Annotated in this window: 16 protein-coding genes; 3 read left to right on the forward strand and 13 right to left on the reverse strand. The window is 59.9% G+C overall.

What is annotated here, in order from left to right; genetic code table 11:
* Window positions 1-210: 210 nt before the first annotated feature.
* From AM571_RS19085 to AM571_RS19120, 8 genes are all read right to left on the reverse strand, one after another.
* The gene (locus AM571_RS19085) at window positions 211-456 is read right to left on the reverse strand and encodes a formate dehydrogenase subunit delta (RefSeq protein WP_074062747.1); all 246 of its coding nucleotides are present in this window, start codon (window positions 454-456) and stop codon (window positions 211-213) included.
* On the reverse strand, window positions 446-1,273 hold the full coding sequence (gene fdhD, locus AM571_RS19090) for a formate dehydrogenase accessory sulfurtransferase FdhD (RefSeq protein WP_074062748.1): 828 nt from the start codon (window positions 1,271-1,273) through the stop codon (window positions 446-448). The genes AM571_RS19085 and fdhD overlap by 11 nt, the downstream gene beginning before the upstream one ends.
* Window positions 1,273-4,152 (reverse strand): formate dehydrogenase subunit alpha, encoded by a 2,880-nt coding sequence (gene fdhF / locus AM571_RS19095; RefSeq protein ID WP_074062749.1) that lies wholly within the window; start codon window positions 4,150-4,152, stop codon window positions 1,273-1,275. Before fdhF ends, fdhD begins: the two co-directional genes overlap by 1 nt.
* A gap of 7 nt (window positions 4,153-4,159) precedes the next feature.
* A complete protein-coding gene (locus AM571_RS19100; RefSeq protein WP_074062750.1) occupies window positions 4,160-5,716 on the reverse strand; it encodes a formate dehydrogenase beta subunit in 1,557 nt (518 codons plus the stop codon).
* A complete protein-coding gene (locus AM571_RS19105) occupies window positions 5,713-6,192 on the reverse strand; it encodes a formate dehydrogenase subunit gamma (protein WP_074062751.1) in 480 nt (159 codons plus the stop codon). The genes AM571_RS19100 and AM571_RS19105 overlap by 4 nt, the downstream gene beginning before the upstream one ends.
* Window positions 6,193-6,338: 146 nt before the next feature.
* A complete protein-coding gene (locus AM571_RS19110; RefSeq protein ID WP_074062752.1) occupies window positions 6,339-7,232 on the reverse strand; it encodes a LysR family transcriptional regulator in 894 nt (297 codons plus the stop codon).
* A 68-nt stretch (window positions 7,233-7,300) separates the two neighbouring features.
* Window positions 7,301-7,642 carry an ArsR/SmtB family transcription factor gene (locus AM571_RS19115; protein ID WP_074062753.1) on the reverse strand — a complete coding sequence of 114 codons (342 nt, stop codon included), beginning with the start codon at window positions 7,640-7,642 and terminating at the stop codon, window positions 7,301-7,303.
* 101 nt (window positions 7,643-7,743) lie between these two features.
* Complete coding sequence (locus tag AM571_RS19120) at window positions 7,744-8,514, reverse strand: SDR family NAD(P)-dependent oxidoreductase (protein WP_074062754.1); 771 nt, start codon at window positions 8,512-8,514, stop codon at window positions 7,744-7,746.
* A 94-nt stretch (window positions 8,515-8,608) separates the two neighbouring features.
* Here AM571_RS19120 and AM571_RS19125 point away from each other — a divergent pair, with 94 nt between their 5' ends.
* Window positions 8,609-9,385 (forward strand): DeoR/GlpR family DNA-binding transcription regulator, encoded by a 777-nt coding sequence (locus AM571_RS19125; protein ID WP_074062755.1) that lies wholly within the window; start codon window positions 8,609-8,611, stop codon window positions 9,383-9,385.
* Window positions 9,386-9,547: 162 nt separating this feature from the next.
* Here AM571_RS19125 and soxR read toward each other — a convergent pair whose 3' ends face one another.
* Window positions 9,548-10,009, reverse strand: coding sequence for a redox-sensitive transcriptional activator SoxR (gene soxR / locus AM571_RS19130; protein WP_074062756.1), 462 nt, complete (start codon window positions 10,007-10,009; stop codon window positions 9,548-9,550).
* Between the two features lie 66 nt (window positions 10,010-10,075).
* Between soxR and AM571_RS19135 the strand changes: the two genes are divergently transcribed.
* Complete coding sequence (locus AM571_RS19135) at window positions 10,076-10,651, forward strand: NADPH-dependent FMN reductase (RefSeq protein ID WP_074062757.1); 576 nt, start codon at window positions 10,076-10,078, stop codon at window positions 10,649-10,651.
* Between the two features lie 218 nt (window positions 10,652-10,869).
* Window positions 10,870-12,054 (forward strand): acyltransferase family protein, encoded by a 1,185-nt coding sequence (locus AM571_RS19140; protein WP_074062758.1) that lies wholly within the window; start codon window positions 10,870-10,872, stop codon window positions 12,052-12,054.
* 68 nt (window positions 12,055-12,122) lie between these two features.
* On the opposite strand, the gene AM571_RS19145 is transcribed toward AM571_RS19140, so the two are convergent.
* Genes AM571_RS19145 through AM571_RS19160 form a run of 4 tightly spaced genes read right to left on the reverse strand, consistent with a single transcriptional unit; the run spans window position 12,123 to window position 15,149 of the window.
* A complete protein-coding gene (locus AM571_RS19145; RefSeq protein WP_074062759.1) occupies window positions 12,123-12,530 on the reverse strand; it encodes a F0F1 ATP synthase subunit epsilon in 408 nt (135 codons plus the stop codon).
* Window positions 12,530-12,769, reverse strand: a complete 240-nt coding sequence (locus AM571_RS19150; protein ID WP_074062760.1) for a hypothetical protein — start codon at window positions 12,767-12,769, stop codon at window positions 12,530-12,532. The genes AM571_RS19145 and AM571_RS19150 overlap by 1 nt, the downstream gene beginning before the upstream one ends.
* Window positions 12,769-14,241, reverse strand: coding sequence for a F0F1 ATP synthase subunit beta (gene atpD, locus AM571_RS19155; RefSeq protein ID WP_074063361.1), 1,473 nt, complete (start codon window positions 14,239-14,241; stop codon window positions 12,769-12,771). Before atpD ends, AM571_RS19150 begins: the two co-directional genes overlap by 1 nt.
* Before the next feature lie 23 nt (window positions 14,242-14,264).
* Window positions 14,265-15,149 carry a F0F1 ATP synthase subunit gamma gene (locus AM571_RS19160; RefSeq protein WP_074062761.1) on the reverse strand — a complete coding sequence of 295 codons (885 nt, stop codon included), beginning with the start codon at window positions 15,147-15,149 and terminating at the stop codon, window positions 14,265-14,267.
* Between the last annotated feature and the right edge of the window lie 6 nt (window positions 15,150-15,155).

The following is a 15,155-nucleotide window of genomic DNA, read 5'->3' on the forward strand; positions in this document are numbered from 1 at the left end:
CCGACGCATGATTTCCGGAGAAGCTGCCGCAAGGCGGCACAAGGAAAGGCACGCGCCAAAGCACGTGCCTCAGGCTTCGCGAATGATCAAGATCAACCGAACAGCGCAAAGGTTGCCTTGAGCGTCACCCACACGCTCCAAAGCAACGGGATGTCGACGAGGCCAGGCAGCAGGCGAATATCTGTGCCCCCTCCAGGGTGAAATCGAACCTTATTTCCGGATTGGTTCGGCCGGCTCGGGCCTGCGGATCAGAGGTGCAGCTTGAATGACGAGCGCGTCCAAGCAATTGTCGTCCTTCTCGAGAATTTCAAACAATTGCCGCCGCATGCGCGGCTCCCAGAACTTGTTGATATGCGTCGCAACACCTTGAGCTGCCTCGCTTTCAGGCTGGCTCTTGAAAAAGGTCGCTATTTGGTTGGCCATATAGACGAGCTTTGAATGTGGATCATGCGACATCGGCAATGCTTTCAGGCAAAATACGGTGCGGGTGGGTGAAAATTTCGAAGTCGTCGCCGCGCACAAGCGCAACGAGCGTCATGCCGGCCTGCTCGGCAGTTCGAATGGCAAGAGCCGTCGGCGCAGATATCGCGATGAGGACAGAGCTTCCCAGGATGGCGGCTTTCTGCACCATCTCGACCGACAGCCGACTCGTGACGGCGACAGCCCCCTTTGAGCCGGCAGTTCCGGTGCCAATGACAGCCCCACAGAGCTTGTCGAGTGCATTGTGCCTGCCGACATCCTCGCGAACGGCGAGCAAGCCTTGACCGGGAATGTAAAAGCCCGCTCCGTGGACTGCGCGTGTTTCCCTGTGAAGCGGCTGTGCGTCATTGAGGAGCGAGACGGCACGGACGATGTCGCCATGCGAAAGCCTGAGATCCGCAGAGGAAACATCGGGCACCGGACGGACGGCCTGATCGATCGATTCGATGCCACAAAGTCCGCAGCCAACCGGTCCAGCCATGCTGCGTCGGCGTGCACGCAAAGCGTCCGCGACATCGTCTGTCAGCGTTACCTGGACATCGATACCCTGCTGTTCATCGACGATTTCGATCGCGCAGATCTGACCCGCGTCCTGGATTATGCCTTCCGTCAGGCTGAATCCGACCGCAAAGTCTTCTATGTCCTGGGGCGTCGCCATCATTACCGCATGCGACGTGCCGCCGTAGGAAAAGGCAACCGGTATCTCCTCCGGCACGACGCGTTCACCCGGCACTACGACCCCGCCCTTTCGGGCGATCCGTTTGACGGAAATGCGCGCCGGACGCCTTTCCATTATTCGGCCGCCTCCAGCTTGCCGGCAATGCGGCGGCTTAGACGTGCCTGCTCGTCATATTCGGTCTGCCATTGTGAAGGGCCGTTGGAAGGTGAGACCTGTACCGCCGTCACCTTGTATTCCGGGCAGTTCGTCGCCCAGTCGGAAAAGTCGGTGGTGATGACGTTTGCCTGCGTGTTCGGATGGTGGAAGGTCGTGTAGACGACACCGGGTGCAACGCGATCGGTAATCAGCGCCCGCAGTGACGTATCGCCGGAGCGGCTGGCGAGCTTCACCCAATCACCGTCGCGAATACCGCGCATTTCAGCATCGTGCGGATGGATTTCCAGGCGGTCCTCGGCATGCCACACGACGTTGTCGGTGCGCCGCGTCTGGGCCCCGACATTATACTGGCTGAGGACACGGCCAGTCGTCAGCAGAAGCGGGAAGCGCGGTCCGGTCCGCTCATCCGTCGCCACATATTCCGTCCGGATGAACTTGCCCTTGCCGCGAACAAAGCCGTTCACGTGCATGATCGGCGAACCTTGCGGGGACTTTTCGTTGCAGGGCCACTGCACCGATCCCGTCTTTTCCAGGTAGTCGTATGAAACCAGTGCGAAGCTCGGTGTCGTTGCCGCGATCTCATCCATGATCTCGGAGGGATGCTGGTAGTTCCAGCTGAGCCCCATGGCTTGCGCCAGCTTCTGCGTCACCTCCCAGTCGCCATAACCGTTGCGGGGCGTCATGACCTTGCGCACGCGGTTGATGCGACGCTCGGCATTGGTAAAAGTGCCGTCCTTTTCCAGGAAGGTCGAGCCCGGCAGGAAGACGTGCGCGTAGTTTGCCGTCTCGTTGAGGAAGAGATCCTGGACCACGACGCATTCCATTGCAGCAAGGCCGGCCGCGACGTGCTTCGTATCCGGATCGGATTGAAGAATGTCTTCGCCTTGGACATACAAGCCCTTGAACGTGCCATCCACGGCGGCGTCCAGCATGTTCGGGATGCGAAGTCCGGGTTCGTTATTGAGCTTGACGCCCCACAGCTTCTCGAAGATATCGCGCGTCGCATCGTCCGAGATATGGCGGTAACCCGGCAGCTCGTGCGGGAAGGAGCCCATGTCGCAGGAGCCTTGCACATTGTTCTGGCCGCGAAGCGGGTTAACGCCGACGCCCGCACGGCCGATATTGCCGGTCGCCATCGCCAGGTTTGCGATCGCCATAACCGTCGTGGAACCCTGGCTGTGCTCGGTGACACCGAGGCCGTAGTAGATCGACCCGTTTCCGCCGCGCGCATAAAGGCGCGCTGCGCCACGAACCGATTCCGCCGGAACGCCGGTGAACTTCTCGGTCTCCTCCGGGCTGTGACAAGGCTCCGAGACGAAAGCCGCCCAATCCTCGAATTCAGACCAATCGCAGCGCTCGCGAATGAAGGCCTCGTCGAAAAGCCCTTCGGTGACGATCACATGCGCAAGCGACGTCATGACGGCGACATTGGTGCCGGGCTTCAGCGGCAGGTGATAGGCAGCCTCGACATGCGGTGTTTTGACAAGGTCGATGCGCCGCGGGTCGATGACGATCAGCTTGGCGCCCTGACGCAGCCGTTTCTTCAGCCGCGAGGCAAAGACCGGATGGCCGTCCGTCGGATTGGCGCCGATGACGATGACGACGTCGGAATCCTCGACACTGTCGAAGTTCTGTGTACCGGCAGAGGTGCCGAAGGCCTGGCCGAGGCCATAGCCCGTCGGCGAATGGCAGACGCGAGCGCAGGTATCGACATTGTTGTTGCCGAAGCCCGCGCGCACGAGCTTCTGAACGAGGTATGTCTCCTCGTTCGTGCAACGCGACGACGTTATGCCGCCGATCGAATCGCGGCCGTACTGATACTGGATGCGGCGGAATTCCGACGCCACGTGCGCGAAAGCCTCGTCCCAGGTCACTTCACGCCATGGATCGGTGACGTTTTCGCGGATCATCGGATTGAGGATCCGGTCCTTATGCGCCGAGTAGCCATAGGCGAAACGGCCCTTGACGCAGGAATGCCCGCGATTGGCCTGGCCGTCCTTCCACGGCACCATGCGCACCAGCTCCTCACCACGCATTTCCGCCTTGAACGAGCAGCCGACGCCGCAATAAGCACAGGTAGTTACGACGGAATGTTCCGGTTGCCCGATCTCGATGACAGACTTCTCACTCAGCGTTGCCGTCGGGCAGGCCTGTACGCAGGCACCGCATGAAACGCATTCGGAATCGATGAAGTGCTCGTGCATGCCCGGCGAAACACGTGATCCGAAACCGCGCCCCTCGATCGTCAGCGCAAAGGTTCCCTGCACTTCCTCGCAGGCACGCACGCAGCGCGAGCACACGATGCACTTTGACGGATCATAGGTGAAATACGGGTTCGATTCGTCCTTCGGCATCCATTTGAGATTGTTGTCGCCGTTATTGCGTGCCTTGACGTGATTGTCGCCCTCATAACCGTAGCGAACGTCGCGCAAGCCGACGGCGCCTGCCATATCCTGCAACTCGCAATCGCCGTTGGCAGCACAGGTCAGACAGTCGAGCGGATGATCGGAAATGTAGAGTTCCATCACCCCGCGGCGAATATCCTTGAGGCGGCCGGTCTGCGTATGGACCACCATGCCCGCTGCAACCGGCGTCGTGCAGGATGCAGGCGTCCCATTGCGGCCTTCGATCTCCACGAGACACAGGCGGCAGGAACCAAAGGCGTCGACCATATCGGTCGAGCAAAGCTTCGGCACCTGAATTCCTGCCTCCATCGAGGCGCGCATGACGGACGTACCCTCCGGCACGGTGATCTGACGGCCATCGACGGTCAGCGTCACGCTTGTTTCGGATTTCGAAGCCGGTGTGCCGTAGTCGATTTCGTGAACGAGAGACATGGGTTTCTTACTCCGCCGCTTCGATGAGGGGTGTTGGCGCGAAATCGTCCGGGAAGTGCGTCATCGCGCTCGTCACCGGATAGGGCGTGAAGCCACCGAGTGCGCAAAGCGAGCCGAATTTCATGGTGTTGCAGAGATCGGCGAGCAATGCCCGGTTCTTCTCCGGCTCAATTCCCTGCGCGATCTTGTCTGCAGTTTCGACGCCGCGCGTGGAGCCGATGCGACAGGGCGTGCACTTACCGCAGCTTTCGATCGCACAGAATTCCATGGCGAACCGCGCCTGCTTCAGCATGTCCACCGTGTCGTCGAATATAACGATGCCTGCATGGCCGATGAGGCCGTCCTTGGCAGCAAAGGCTTCGTAGTCAAAAGGCGTATCGAAGAGCGTCCTTGGGAAATAGGCACCGAGAGGACCGCCGACCTGCACCGCTTTCACTGGCCGGCCCGTCGCTGTCCCGCCGCCGATCCTGTCGACGATATCACCGAGCGACAGCCCGAAGGCCGTCTCATAAAGACCGCCATGCTTGACATTCCCGGCGATCTGCAGCGGGATCGTGCCGCGCGACCGACCCATCCCGAAATCGCGGTAAAAGACGGCCCCTTTGTCCAGGATGACCGGCACGGAGGCCAGCGAGATCACGTTATTGATGACCGTGGGACAGGCAAAGAGTCCCTTGTGCGCCGGCAGCGGCGGCTTGGCGCGCACGACGCCGCGCTTGCCTTCCAGGCTATTGAGCAGCGACGTTTCCTCACCGCAGACATAAGCGCCCGCACCGGTCCTAACTTCGATATCGAAGGCGCGGCCGGAACTGAGCACCGAATCGCCGATCATGCCGGCCTCGCATGCGATCTCGACCGCCTCCGTCATCGTCGCGACCGCATGGGGATATTCGGAGCGGATATAGATGAAGCCCTTCGTCGCACCCGTCGCGAGCCCGGCAATCGCCATGCCTTCGATCAGCACGAAGGGATCACCCTCCATGATCATGCGGTCGGCAAAGGTGCCGCTGTCGCCTTCGTCTGCATTGCAGACGATGTATTTCCGGTCGCCGGCGGCATCAAGTACGGTCTTCCATTTGATGCCCGTTGGAAAACCAGCACCCCCGCGGCCGCGAAGCCCGGAGTCGGTCACTTCCTTGACCACGTCTGCAGGAGCCATGGCCGCAGCGCGGCGAAGCCCGGCGAGGCCGCCATGTGCCTCATAATCTTTCAGAGAAAGCGGATCGACGATGCCGCAGCGGGCGAAGGTCAGGCGGGTCTGTTCCTTGAGGAATGGGAGGCCTTCGACCTCCCCCAGACAGAGCGCGTGCTCGCCGCCGCTCGCCAAGCCAGCGTCGAAAAGTGCAGCGACATCCTTGGCTTTCACCGGTCCATAGCCGATGCGTTTGCCCGATACCTCGACTTCCACCAGCGGTTCCAGCCAGAACATTCCGCGCGAGCCGTTGCGCACGATCTTCGCATCGATGCCGCGGGCTGCGATCTCCTGGGTAACCGCTTCAGCCACCTTCTCGGCACCGAGCGCGAGCGCTGCGGCATCGCGCGGAACATAAATCGTCACGCTCATCGCCGCACCTGCGCAACGAGATCGGAGATTGTTTCATCATCGACCCGCCCATAGAGCTCGCCGTCGAGCATGGCTGCGGGCGCACAAGCGCAGAGCCCGAGACAGTAAACTGGCTCCAGGGTCACGCTGCCGTCGAGCGTGGTCTGATGGAAATCGACGCCGAGCAGTGTTCTCAACCGATCGGCGACAGCATCGCTGCCCATCGACTGACAGGCCTCGGCACGACAGAGCTTCAGGACATGGCGGCCGGCAGGGTGATCGCGATAGTCGTGATAGAACGTCATCACACCATGCACTTCGGCCCGCGACAGATTGAGCTCGCTGGCAATGACCGGCAGCGCTTCGTGCGGCACATAGCCGAATTCATCCTGGACTTCGTGAAGGATCGGCAGGAGCGGACCCTCAAGAGACCGCAAGGCGCCTACAATCGCGCGCGTGCGCTCGGCAATATCGCCATTGGCGACATGAGCATTCATTTTCGGCAGGCCTCCCGAGGCTTTGCTGTGTCGCTCACCGCAACGGCCTCCCCATGCCGATCCGGTATCTTATTTTCCAGGTGAGTCTTTCAGGGAAACATCGAGCGATCAATAAAGCTGTTCCGTCACCTGATAGGTATTTCCTATCAAAGACTTTCTCGCTCTGCGAGTATCCTGGCCTCGTGGAGCAACGCAGACACGAGAGGCGTGAAAGGCTCGCGATGCGTGGCGACCAGTCCGACCGAATGATGGGCCGCCGGCTCGACAATCGGAATCATTCGTATTTCGGCTGGAAAGCCAAAGGATTCAGCCACGTTACGTGGCATGATGCTCGCCCAGCGCCCGGTTCTGACATGAGAAAAGAGCACGATCATCGAACCCGATTCCAAAGTGGGATGCGCGCTCGCACCGGCTTCCGCGAGGTGCCGGTTGATAATGCGCCGGTTCTGCATGTCAGCCGTCAATAGGCAAAGCCGAAGGTCGCCCACTTCACGCCAGGTCACGGTCTCGCGATCGGAAAGCGGGCTGCCGGCAGCGGTGATCAGGTGATAGCGCTCGGAATAAAGCGGCACGGCCGTTACACGCCCAAGCGGCTCGTTTTCCAGATAAGTCACCCCGGCGTCGATCTCCAGATTTTCGAGCATGCTCAACACCTGCAGCGAATTGCGCGAGACGATGGAGAAGGTGACGTCCGGGTGCCGCTCCTGAAAAGGCGTCGTAATACGCGGCAGCATCGCCAGAGCCGTCGGAATGGAAGCAAGGCGCAGATGGCCGGAAAGACCCTTGCGCGCCGCGCGCATCTCTTCGCGCATGGTGCGCGTGTCACCGACGATGCGCCTTGCCCATTCGAGGACACGTTGGCCCTCCGGCGTCAGACCCTGAAACCGTGAGCCCCGCTGCACGAGCATGACGCCCAGTTGATCTTCAAGTTGCCGAATTGCAGCCGACAGCGTGGGCTGCGAGATGCCGCACTCCTCGGCAGCACGGCCGAAGTGCTTTTCGTTGGCAAGGGCAATGAAGAATTCAAGTTTGTCGATCATCCAGCCTCCCGCCCGCTTCGGGACAAGCCATCTTTGGCGCTAGCCGGCAATAATCGCAAGGGCGGGAATCAGTCGGGGTCGGTTGCTTTGAGCATGCCGAAGAGAGAATCCAGGAAAATCGTCAGATTGGCATTGCCGATGCTGTAATAGACCAGCCGGCCTGCCCTTCGCGTATTTACGAGGCCTTCCATGCGCAGCCGTGCAAGCTGCTGTGAAACCATCGCTTGCTGTACACCCAGCAATTCCTCGATCTGGCTGACCGTCTTTTCCTCGTTGGCGAGGATGCACAGAATGAGAAGCCGGTTTTGATGCGCCATCGCTTTCAGCAGTCCGCCTGCTTCGTGGGCCTTTACAGCAAGCTTCTGCAGTTCCTGGCCGGTTATTCCCGGCTCGGTCTTTGGCAAGGGCATTCTGATCTCTGCTGGAGCACTTCAGGTAGGCCGGAACGATAACATATTCACACGCCGGCATTATTCCCAATTGGCGAAATACCAAAAAAAGTCCAACTAAATCAGCAGATAAGCTGGCCACCGTTGATTTCGAGCACCTGGCCCGTGATGTAGCCGGAAAGTGACGGCGCAGCCAGAAAGAGATAGGCGGGCGCGCAATCTTCGGCAGTCCCAAGACGTTGCAGCGGTATGCCCTTGCGGGTTTGCTCGAGCTTCTCCGGCGAGGAATAACGCCCGTGGAAGTCGGTTTCGATCGTGCCCGGAGACACGCAATTGACCCGGATCGCATCCGGCGCCAGCTCACGTGCGAGCGCTTTGGAATAGGTGGCAACGAAAGCCTTGGAGGCGGAATAGATTGCCGAGCCGGGACTGCCGCCGGTCAAAGCCGAGATGGAAACCGTATTGACGATCGCCGCCCCGTGGGCTGCGCGCAAAGCAGGAAGCAGCGCACGCGTGAGCTCGACGACAGATGTCTGGTTGAGTCTGACGATCGTGTCGTATTCCCTATCGGTCAGGTCGTCGGCCAAAAAGCGGCCCACCATGGTGCCGGCATTGTTGACGAGTGCGTGTATGATGCCGAAAGTATCAAGGGCTTTCGCTGCGAAACCGGCAGTTCCGTTCGGCGCGAGAAAATCGGCAGCGATAAGAACCGCCCGCCGCTCCTGCTCTGCCGTCAGCAGGAAATCCGGCAGATCCCTTTCGCTGTTCCGGCCAGTGTGAACCAGGACGTGGGCGCCGCAATCTAGGAACTGCCGCGCGACTTCGAGGCCGATTCCACGCCCTGCTCCGGTCACCACAACATTGCGATTCTCGAAAAGCTTGGGATGAAACACGCCTGAACCCTCCCCGCTCCGGCAGCCAGTCGCCGATTGCGCAATTTTCGCTTTAACATATGATCCGGCCCAACGAAAGAAAGGGAGCGAAACCATGTTTCTGTCCGGACGGCAGACGGAGATCCTCGATATCGCCAAAGCGGAGGGCCGCGTGCTGGTCGAAGATCTGGCAGCACGCTTCTCCGTTACGCCGCAGACCATCCGCAAGGATCTGAACGATCTATGCGATGGGCATGTACTGACGCGCATTCACGGCGGAGCGATCTTTCCGGGCGGGACGGAGAACGTGAAATACGAGGCGCGCCGCTCGATCGCGGCCAGCGAAAAACTCGCGATCGGTCGCGCCACGGCTGATCTTATTCCCGACAAGGCCTCGCTCTTTATCAATATCGGAACGACGACCGAGGCCGTCGGGGAAGCGCTCGTCGATCACCAGGAATTGATGGTAATCACCAATAACATCAACGTTGCCAGCCGCTTGCGCCTTTTTCCTTCAATCGAGGTCGTCATCGCGGGCGGCGTGGTTCGCCATTCAGATGGCGGCATCGTCGGCGAAGCAGCCGTCGATTTCATCCGCCAGTTCAAAGTCGACTACGCCGTGATCGGCGCTTCGGCGATCGATCCGGACGGTGCGCTTCTCGACTTCGATTTCCGCGAGGTGAGGGTCGCCCAGGCAATCATGGCGAATGCACGCCACGTCGTCCTCGTTGCCGACTCCACCAAGTTCGAGCGCACGGCTCCGGTGCGCATCGGCCACCTGTCACAGGTCCACACCTTCGTCACCGACGACTGCAATGTCGAATCCCTCAGGAAGGTCTGCGCGGAAAGCGGCATCAACCTGATCGAAACCTCACAAAAGCTATTGTCGTAGCCGGTTCGTTTGATATTCAATTTTCTTCGTCTAGCGCTGTATTGCTTCGTTTGGTGGCTAGAGACTTGGAGAGCAATCGTGTGCAGCCAGAGAACGGGCTGTATCAGGAAATGGACGAAGCGGCTGCCGTGGACAGCTAGATGGGAGCAATTGCAGCGGCCGCTAAGCCTCCTCTAGCAGGCGCGCACCGGTTCCCTCTTTCCCAAGCTTGTCGCAGGGATTTCGCAACGGGCAGCTTTCGATCGACAGGCAACCGCAGCCGATGCAACCGGTCAAACGATCGCGAAGCAAGATCAGCCGCATGATCCGCGTATCCAGATCGTCCTTCCACATTTGCGAGAGCTTTTGCCAGTCACCCGCAGTTGGGGTGCGCCCCTGCGGCAGAGTATCGAAGGCCGCCTGAATTTCGGCCAGCGGTATTCCGACCCTCTGCGCCACCTTGATGATGCCGAGACGGCGCAGGACATCACGCCCGTAACGTCGCTGATTGCCGCGTGACCGCATGCTCGAAATCAGGCCTTTGGCCTCGTAGAAATGCAACGCCGAGACGGCCAGCCCGCTGCGCTCTGCAACTTCGCCTACAGTCAGGAGCCTGCCGAAATTGATCGATGAACTTGTTTCCATATTGACCTCAATATTGGTTGAGGTTTTATAAGCCAAACTCCTTGCAGCGTAAAGAAGGAGCAATATATGCAAGCTGCCATCAAAATCGGCGTCATCTACGGAAGCATACGTGAGGGCCGGATATGCGACCGGGTGGTGAAATGGCTGATCCGGCAGCTCACGCTTTACCCGCAGATTGACCTTGAAATCATCGATCCGCTCGATTTCGGTCTGCCTGCCCGGCACGATAGCGATCATCCCGAAATGGTGCGTCTCGCCTCGCGCCTGAATGCGGCCGATGCCTTCATCGTCGTCACACCCGAATACAATCACAGCTTCACTGCGGCACTCAAATTCGTGCTCGACGCGTTCAACGAACCCTGGCACGGCAAACCTGTAGCCTTCGTATCCTATGGAGGAATCTCTGGCGGTCTGCGTGCTGTCGAACAGCTGCGGCTCGTCTTCGCCGAACTCCATGCCGTCACCATACGCGACACCGTGAGTATTGTGGCACCTTGGAACCGCTTCGATGAAGACGGCAGCCTCGAGGGGCCGGAAGACGCGCTCAAGCTTCTCGCCCGCATGATGGCAAGGCTTCAATGGTGGGCGCATGCATTGTCCGCCGCACGTGCCGAGCGACCTTATCGAAACATCGCCGCCTAATTCACGCTGTTTCCGTCCCCGGCAGGCACGGAAACGCCGGCGAGCACCCGGTCTGCTTATGTCCGGGTGTTCGCCGGTGCCCATGTTTGCGTCACACCCGACGGCCGGCGAAGATGAATGGCGCCTTTCGTCCCGTGCCCGACCGTTCCATGGCAGAGCCCTTGTCCTGCGCGCCATCATGTCCTAGGCCTGAGGAGAAGCAGTCAGGCGAGGCACGAATGGAGAAAGATCGGAGGCTGGCAGGTGCCGATGCCATGCGTGCGGCCGCGTGCCTGCTCGTTCTCATTCATCATCTTGTCCTGCGGATCGACATCAATCAGGTGGACGCCGCCGCGCAATCGGCCTTGGTCATTGCCCGCTTTGGCAATTTCGGCGTAGCGGTCTTCTTTGTTCTCAGCGGCTATCTGCTTGCGCGGCCCTTCTGGCAGGCCCTGGATGAGCGCCGCCCATTGCCGGATTTGAAAACTTACGCCATACATCGCGCGGCACGCATCTTGCCCGGCTACTGGGTGGCGCTGACCGCAGGCTTCGTTTTGAGCATCACGCTGCTCGCAGATCCACCAACGGCCGAGCTCAGGATGCGCTATGCGGCAGGTTTCCTCCTGATGAGCCAGTGGCATTGGCGGACTTTGTTTCCGGTCGAAGGGAACGGACCGCTTTGGTCGATTCCATTCGAAGCAACCTGTTATGTGCTGCTGCCGGCGTTCATGCTTGCTCTTCATCATTTCAGCCGCCGGCTACCGCGCTTGCCTAAGCGTCTCCTTTGGCTTTGCGCCCTGGCGACTGCCCTTGCCTTGCACTGGTTGATCGTCAACGCCTTGCAGCCGGAGCACGTGCAGCGCGGCTGGGAGTTCGGCATGGCGGGCGGTGCGAAGGAATGGATGCCGCGTTACAATCCGATCGGCTTTTTTGCGATTTTCGCGCTCGGTATCCTTGCTTCGGGCGTTGAGACAATCCTTCCGACGCGGAGGGTCGCGCTTTTCGATGTCCTCGCCTGTCTCGCCCTGGCCGGCAGCGCCGCTGCCCTCGTCTCATCGGTGGGCGGACCTTGGGAGGCCTATGGCTGGCTTGGAATTCCTTACGGCTTTCCGCTCTTTCCGATCGCCATTGCAGTGGCGCTGGTCTCTCTGGCGCGCTCACTGTGGCTTGGGAGCTGCCTCGATCGTCGAGCGGTACGCTTCACCGCGAAAATCTCGTTCGGCATCTATATCTGGCAGGATCCGGTCATTTCCGTTGTGGAGGCGCTTTTTCCTTCCGCCTTCGGCCCGATCGCCGACAATCTTGTCTGCGGCTGGCTGCTCTGGTCACTCCTGGCAGCAGCCCTTGTGTTCGTCGCTGGAAGCCTCAGCTATATTTTCGTCGAACGGCCGGTCTTACTGAGAGCCCATGCCGTTCCACGTTGAGACGTATCCTGCCGCAAACAAAAAGCGGCCCGTTGGGGCCGCTTCAGGTGAGTTCGGTGCAAACTCGCTCAATCCGGCTCGACGATTCCGCGCAGATGCGTCAGTTCCAGGATGAAATGCTCCAGCCTCGACTTGTGTTCGTGATGGAGCGCATCCTCGAGCTCCTTCTTCGCAGCCTCGATACGACGGGTCAACTCGTCCTTGTTGAGGTCCTCGACCGCGACAGCGGATTCTGCAAGCAGCGTGCAACCGGTCGGCAGGATGTCGGCGAAGCCGCCGAAAACAACGTAGTCCTGCTTTGAGCCGCCGCTGGAGCGGACGCTGACGATGCCCGGCTTGATGGTGGTCATCGCCGGGGCGTGGTGCGCCATGACGGTCATCTCGCCCTCGGTTGCCGGAATGACAACTTCCGTCACCATCTCCGACAGGAGCAGGCGCTCCGGAGATACGAGTTCAAAATAGAAATTGTCAGCCATCAGTGACTTACCTTCTCGGCTATGGCCTTTGCATCTTGCAGTTTGGTCCCGCAGAACGGGCAGTGCATTATCGCCTGATCGAGATATCCGAGGCCTTCCTCGGTTTGGACTAGACCCACTACCATCATCAGCACGCCGTTTTCTGCTCTGTAAACGGTCGGCGCCGCCGGGGCGGGAAGTCCTGCCACGACTTCCCTCAGGGAGTCGCAGCAGAAAATCTCGTCACGAGCTTCGTTCATCAAGCAGCTGCGGAGAGCTTCTTGGCCTTCTCGACGGCTTCGTCCATCGAGCCGACCATGTAGAAGGCGGCTTCCGGCAGGTGGTCGTATTCGCCGTTGACGAGCCCCTTGAAGCCCTTGATCGTGTCTTCGAGCGGAACCAGCTTGCCTGGCGAACCGGTGAAGACTTCGGCAACGAAGAACGGCTGCGACAGAAAACGCTCGATCTTGCGGGCACGGGCGACGGCGATCTTGTCCTCTTCGGACAGTTCGTCCATGCCAAGGATCGCGATGATGTCCTGCAGGGCCTTGTAGCGCTGCAGCGTCGACTGAACCTTACGGGCAACTTCATAGTGCTCTTCGCCGACGACCATAGGGTCGAGCATGCGCGAGGTGGAGTCGAGCGGGTCGACGGCCGGATAGATACCCTTTTCGGCAATCGAGCGCGATAGAACGGTCGTCGCGTCAAGATGCGCGAACGAAGTTGCCGGAGCAGGGTCGGTCAAGTCGTCGGCCGGAACGTAGATAGCCTGAACCGAGGTGATCGAGCCGGTCGTCGTCGTCGTGATGCGCTCCTGCATCTGGCCCATGTCGGTTGCGAGCGTCGGTTGATAACCGACGGCCGAAGGAATACGGCCAAGCAGAGCCGACACTTCCGAACCTGCCTGCGTGAAGCGGAAGATATTGTCGACGAAGAACAGAACGTCCTGGCCCTGGTCGCGGAAGTTTTCGGCAACCGTCAGACCCGTCAGAGCGACGCGAGCGCGAGCGCCCGGCGGTTCGTTCATCTGGCCGTAAACGAGGGCTGCTTTCGAGCCTTCACCGCCGCCATGCTTGTTGACCCCCGATTCGATCATTTCGTGATAGAGGTCGTTGCCTTCGCGGGTGCGCTCACCGACGCCTGCAAACACCGAGTAACCACCGTGCGCCTTAGCAACGTTGTTGATCAGTTCCATGATGAGAACCGTCTTGCCGACGCCTGCACCGCCAAAGAGGCCGATCTTGCCGCCCTTGGCGTAAGGAGCCAGAAGGTCGACGACCTTGATGCCCGTGACCAGGATCTGTGCTTCCGTCGACTGGTCGACATAAGACGGTGCGTCCTGGTGGATCGCACGCTTGGAAGCGGTAACGAGCGGACCGGCTTCATCAACCGGCTCGCCGATGACGTTCATGATGCGGCCCAGCGTTTCCGGTCCGACCGGAACAGAAATCGGAGCGCCGGTGTCGACCACTTCCTGGCCGCGGACCAGGCCTTCGGAGGAGTCCATGGCGATCGTGCGGACTTCGTTCTCGCCGAGATGCTGCGCGACTTCCAGAACCAGGCGGTTGCCCATGTTGGTGGTTTCGAGCGCGTTCAAAATCGCCGGCAGTTCGCCTTCGAAAGCAACGTCGACGACGGCACCGATAACCTGTGTGACCCTGCCGACAGAGCCTGTGGCGGTCTTTTTAGCAGCGGTCTTCGCTGCCGCCCTCGGGGTAGCTGCCCTAGCCATTTTCATACCCTCTTTCTCTAACCTCAGAGCGCTTCCGCGCCCGAAATGATTTCAATGAGTTCCTTGGTGATCTGAGCCTGACGCTGCCGGTTGTAGCTGAGCGTCAGCTTGTTGATCATCTCACCAGCGTTGCGCGTGGCACTGTCCATCGCGCTCATCTTCGCGCCCATTTCACCGGCGACGTTTTCGAGGAGCGCGCGGAAAATCTGGACCGAAATGTTGCGCGGGATCAGATCGTTCAGGATCGCTGCCGGATCCGGCTCGTATTCATAGACGGCACTTGCATGCACATCGTCTTCAACAACAGCTTCCGGAGCCGAAGCCGGGATGAGTTGCTGAGCCGTCGGCACCTGGGAGATAACCGACTTGAACTCCGAGTAGAACAGCGTGCAGACGTCGAATTCGCCGGCTTCGAACATCTCGATGACGCGCCTGCCGATCTGGTCGGCATTCTCGAAGCCGATGCGCTTTACATCGCGAAGCTCCCTGCGTTCGACAATGATCGAAGCAAATTCGCGACGAAGAACGTCATAGCCCTTCTTGCCTACGGTAAAGAACTTGACAGTCTTGCCTTCGGCAATGAGCCTGCGGGCATGCTCGCGCGCAAATCGCGCGATCTGTGAATTGAAGCCGCCGCAGAGGCCGCGCTCGGCGGTGCAGACGATGAGCAGGTGAACCTGTGACTGGCCCGTACCCGTCATGAGCACTGGTGCGCTATCAGCATCCGTCATCGCTTTGGAGATGTTCGAAAGAACAGCCGCCATGCGCTCTGAATAAGGCCGGGCGGCCTCGGCCGCCTCCTGCGCACGCCGAAGCTTCGCCGCGGCGACCATCTTCATCGCCTTGGTGATCTTCTGCGTCGCCTTGACGGAGGCGATCCGGTTTTTCAGATCCTTTAGTGAAGGCATCCGTTT

This window comes from Rhizobium etli 8C-3 (assembly GCF_001908375.1).
GTDB classification, from domain to species: Bacteria; Pseudomonadota; Alphaproteobacteria; order Rhizobiales; family Rhizobiaceae; genus Rhizobium; species Rhizobium etli_B.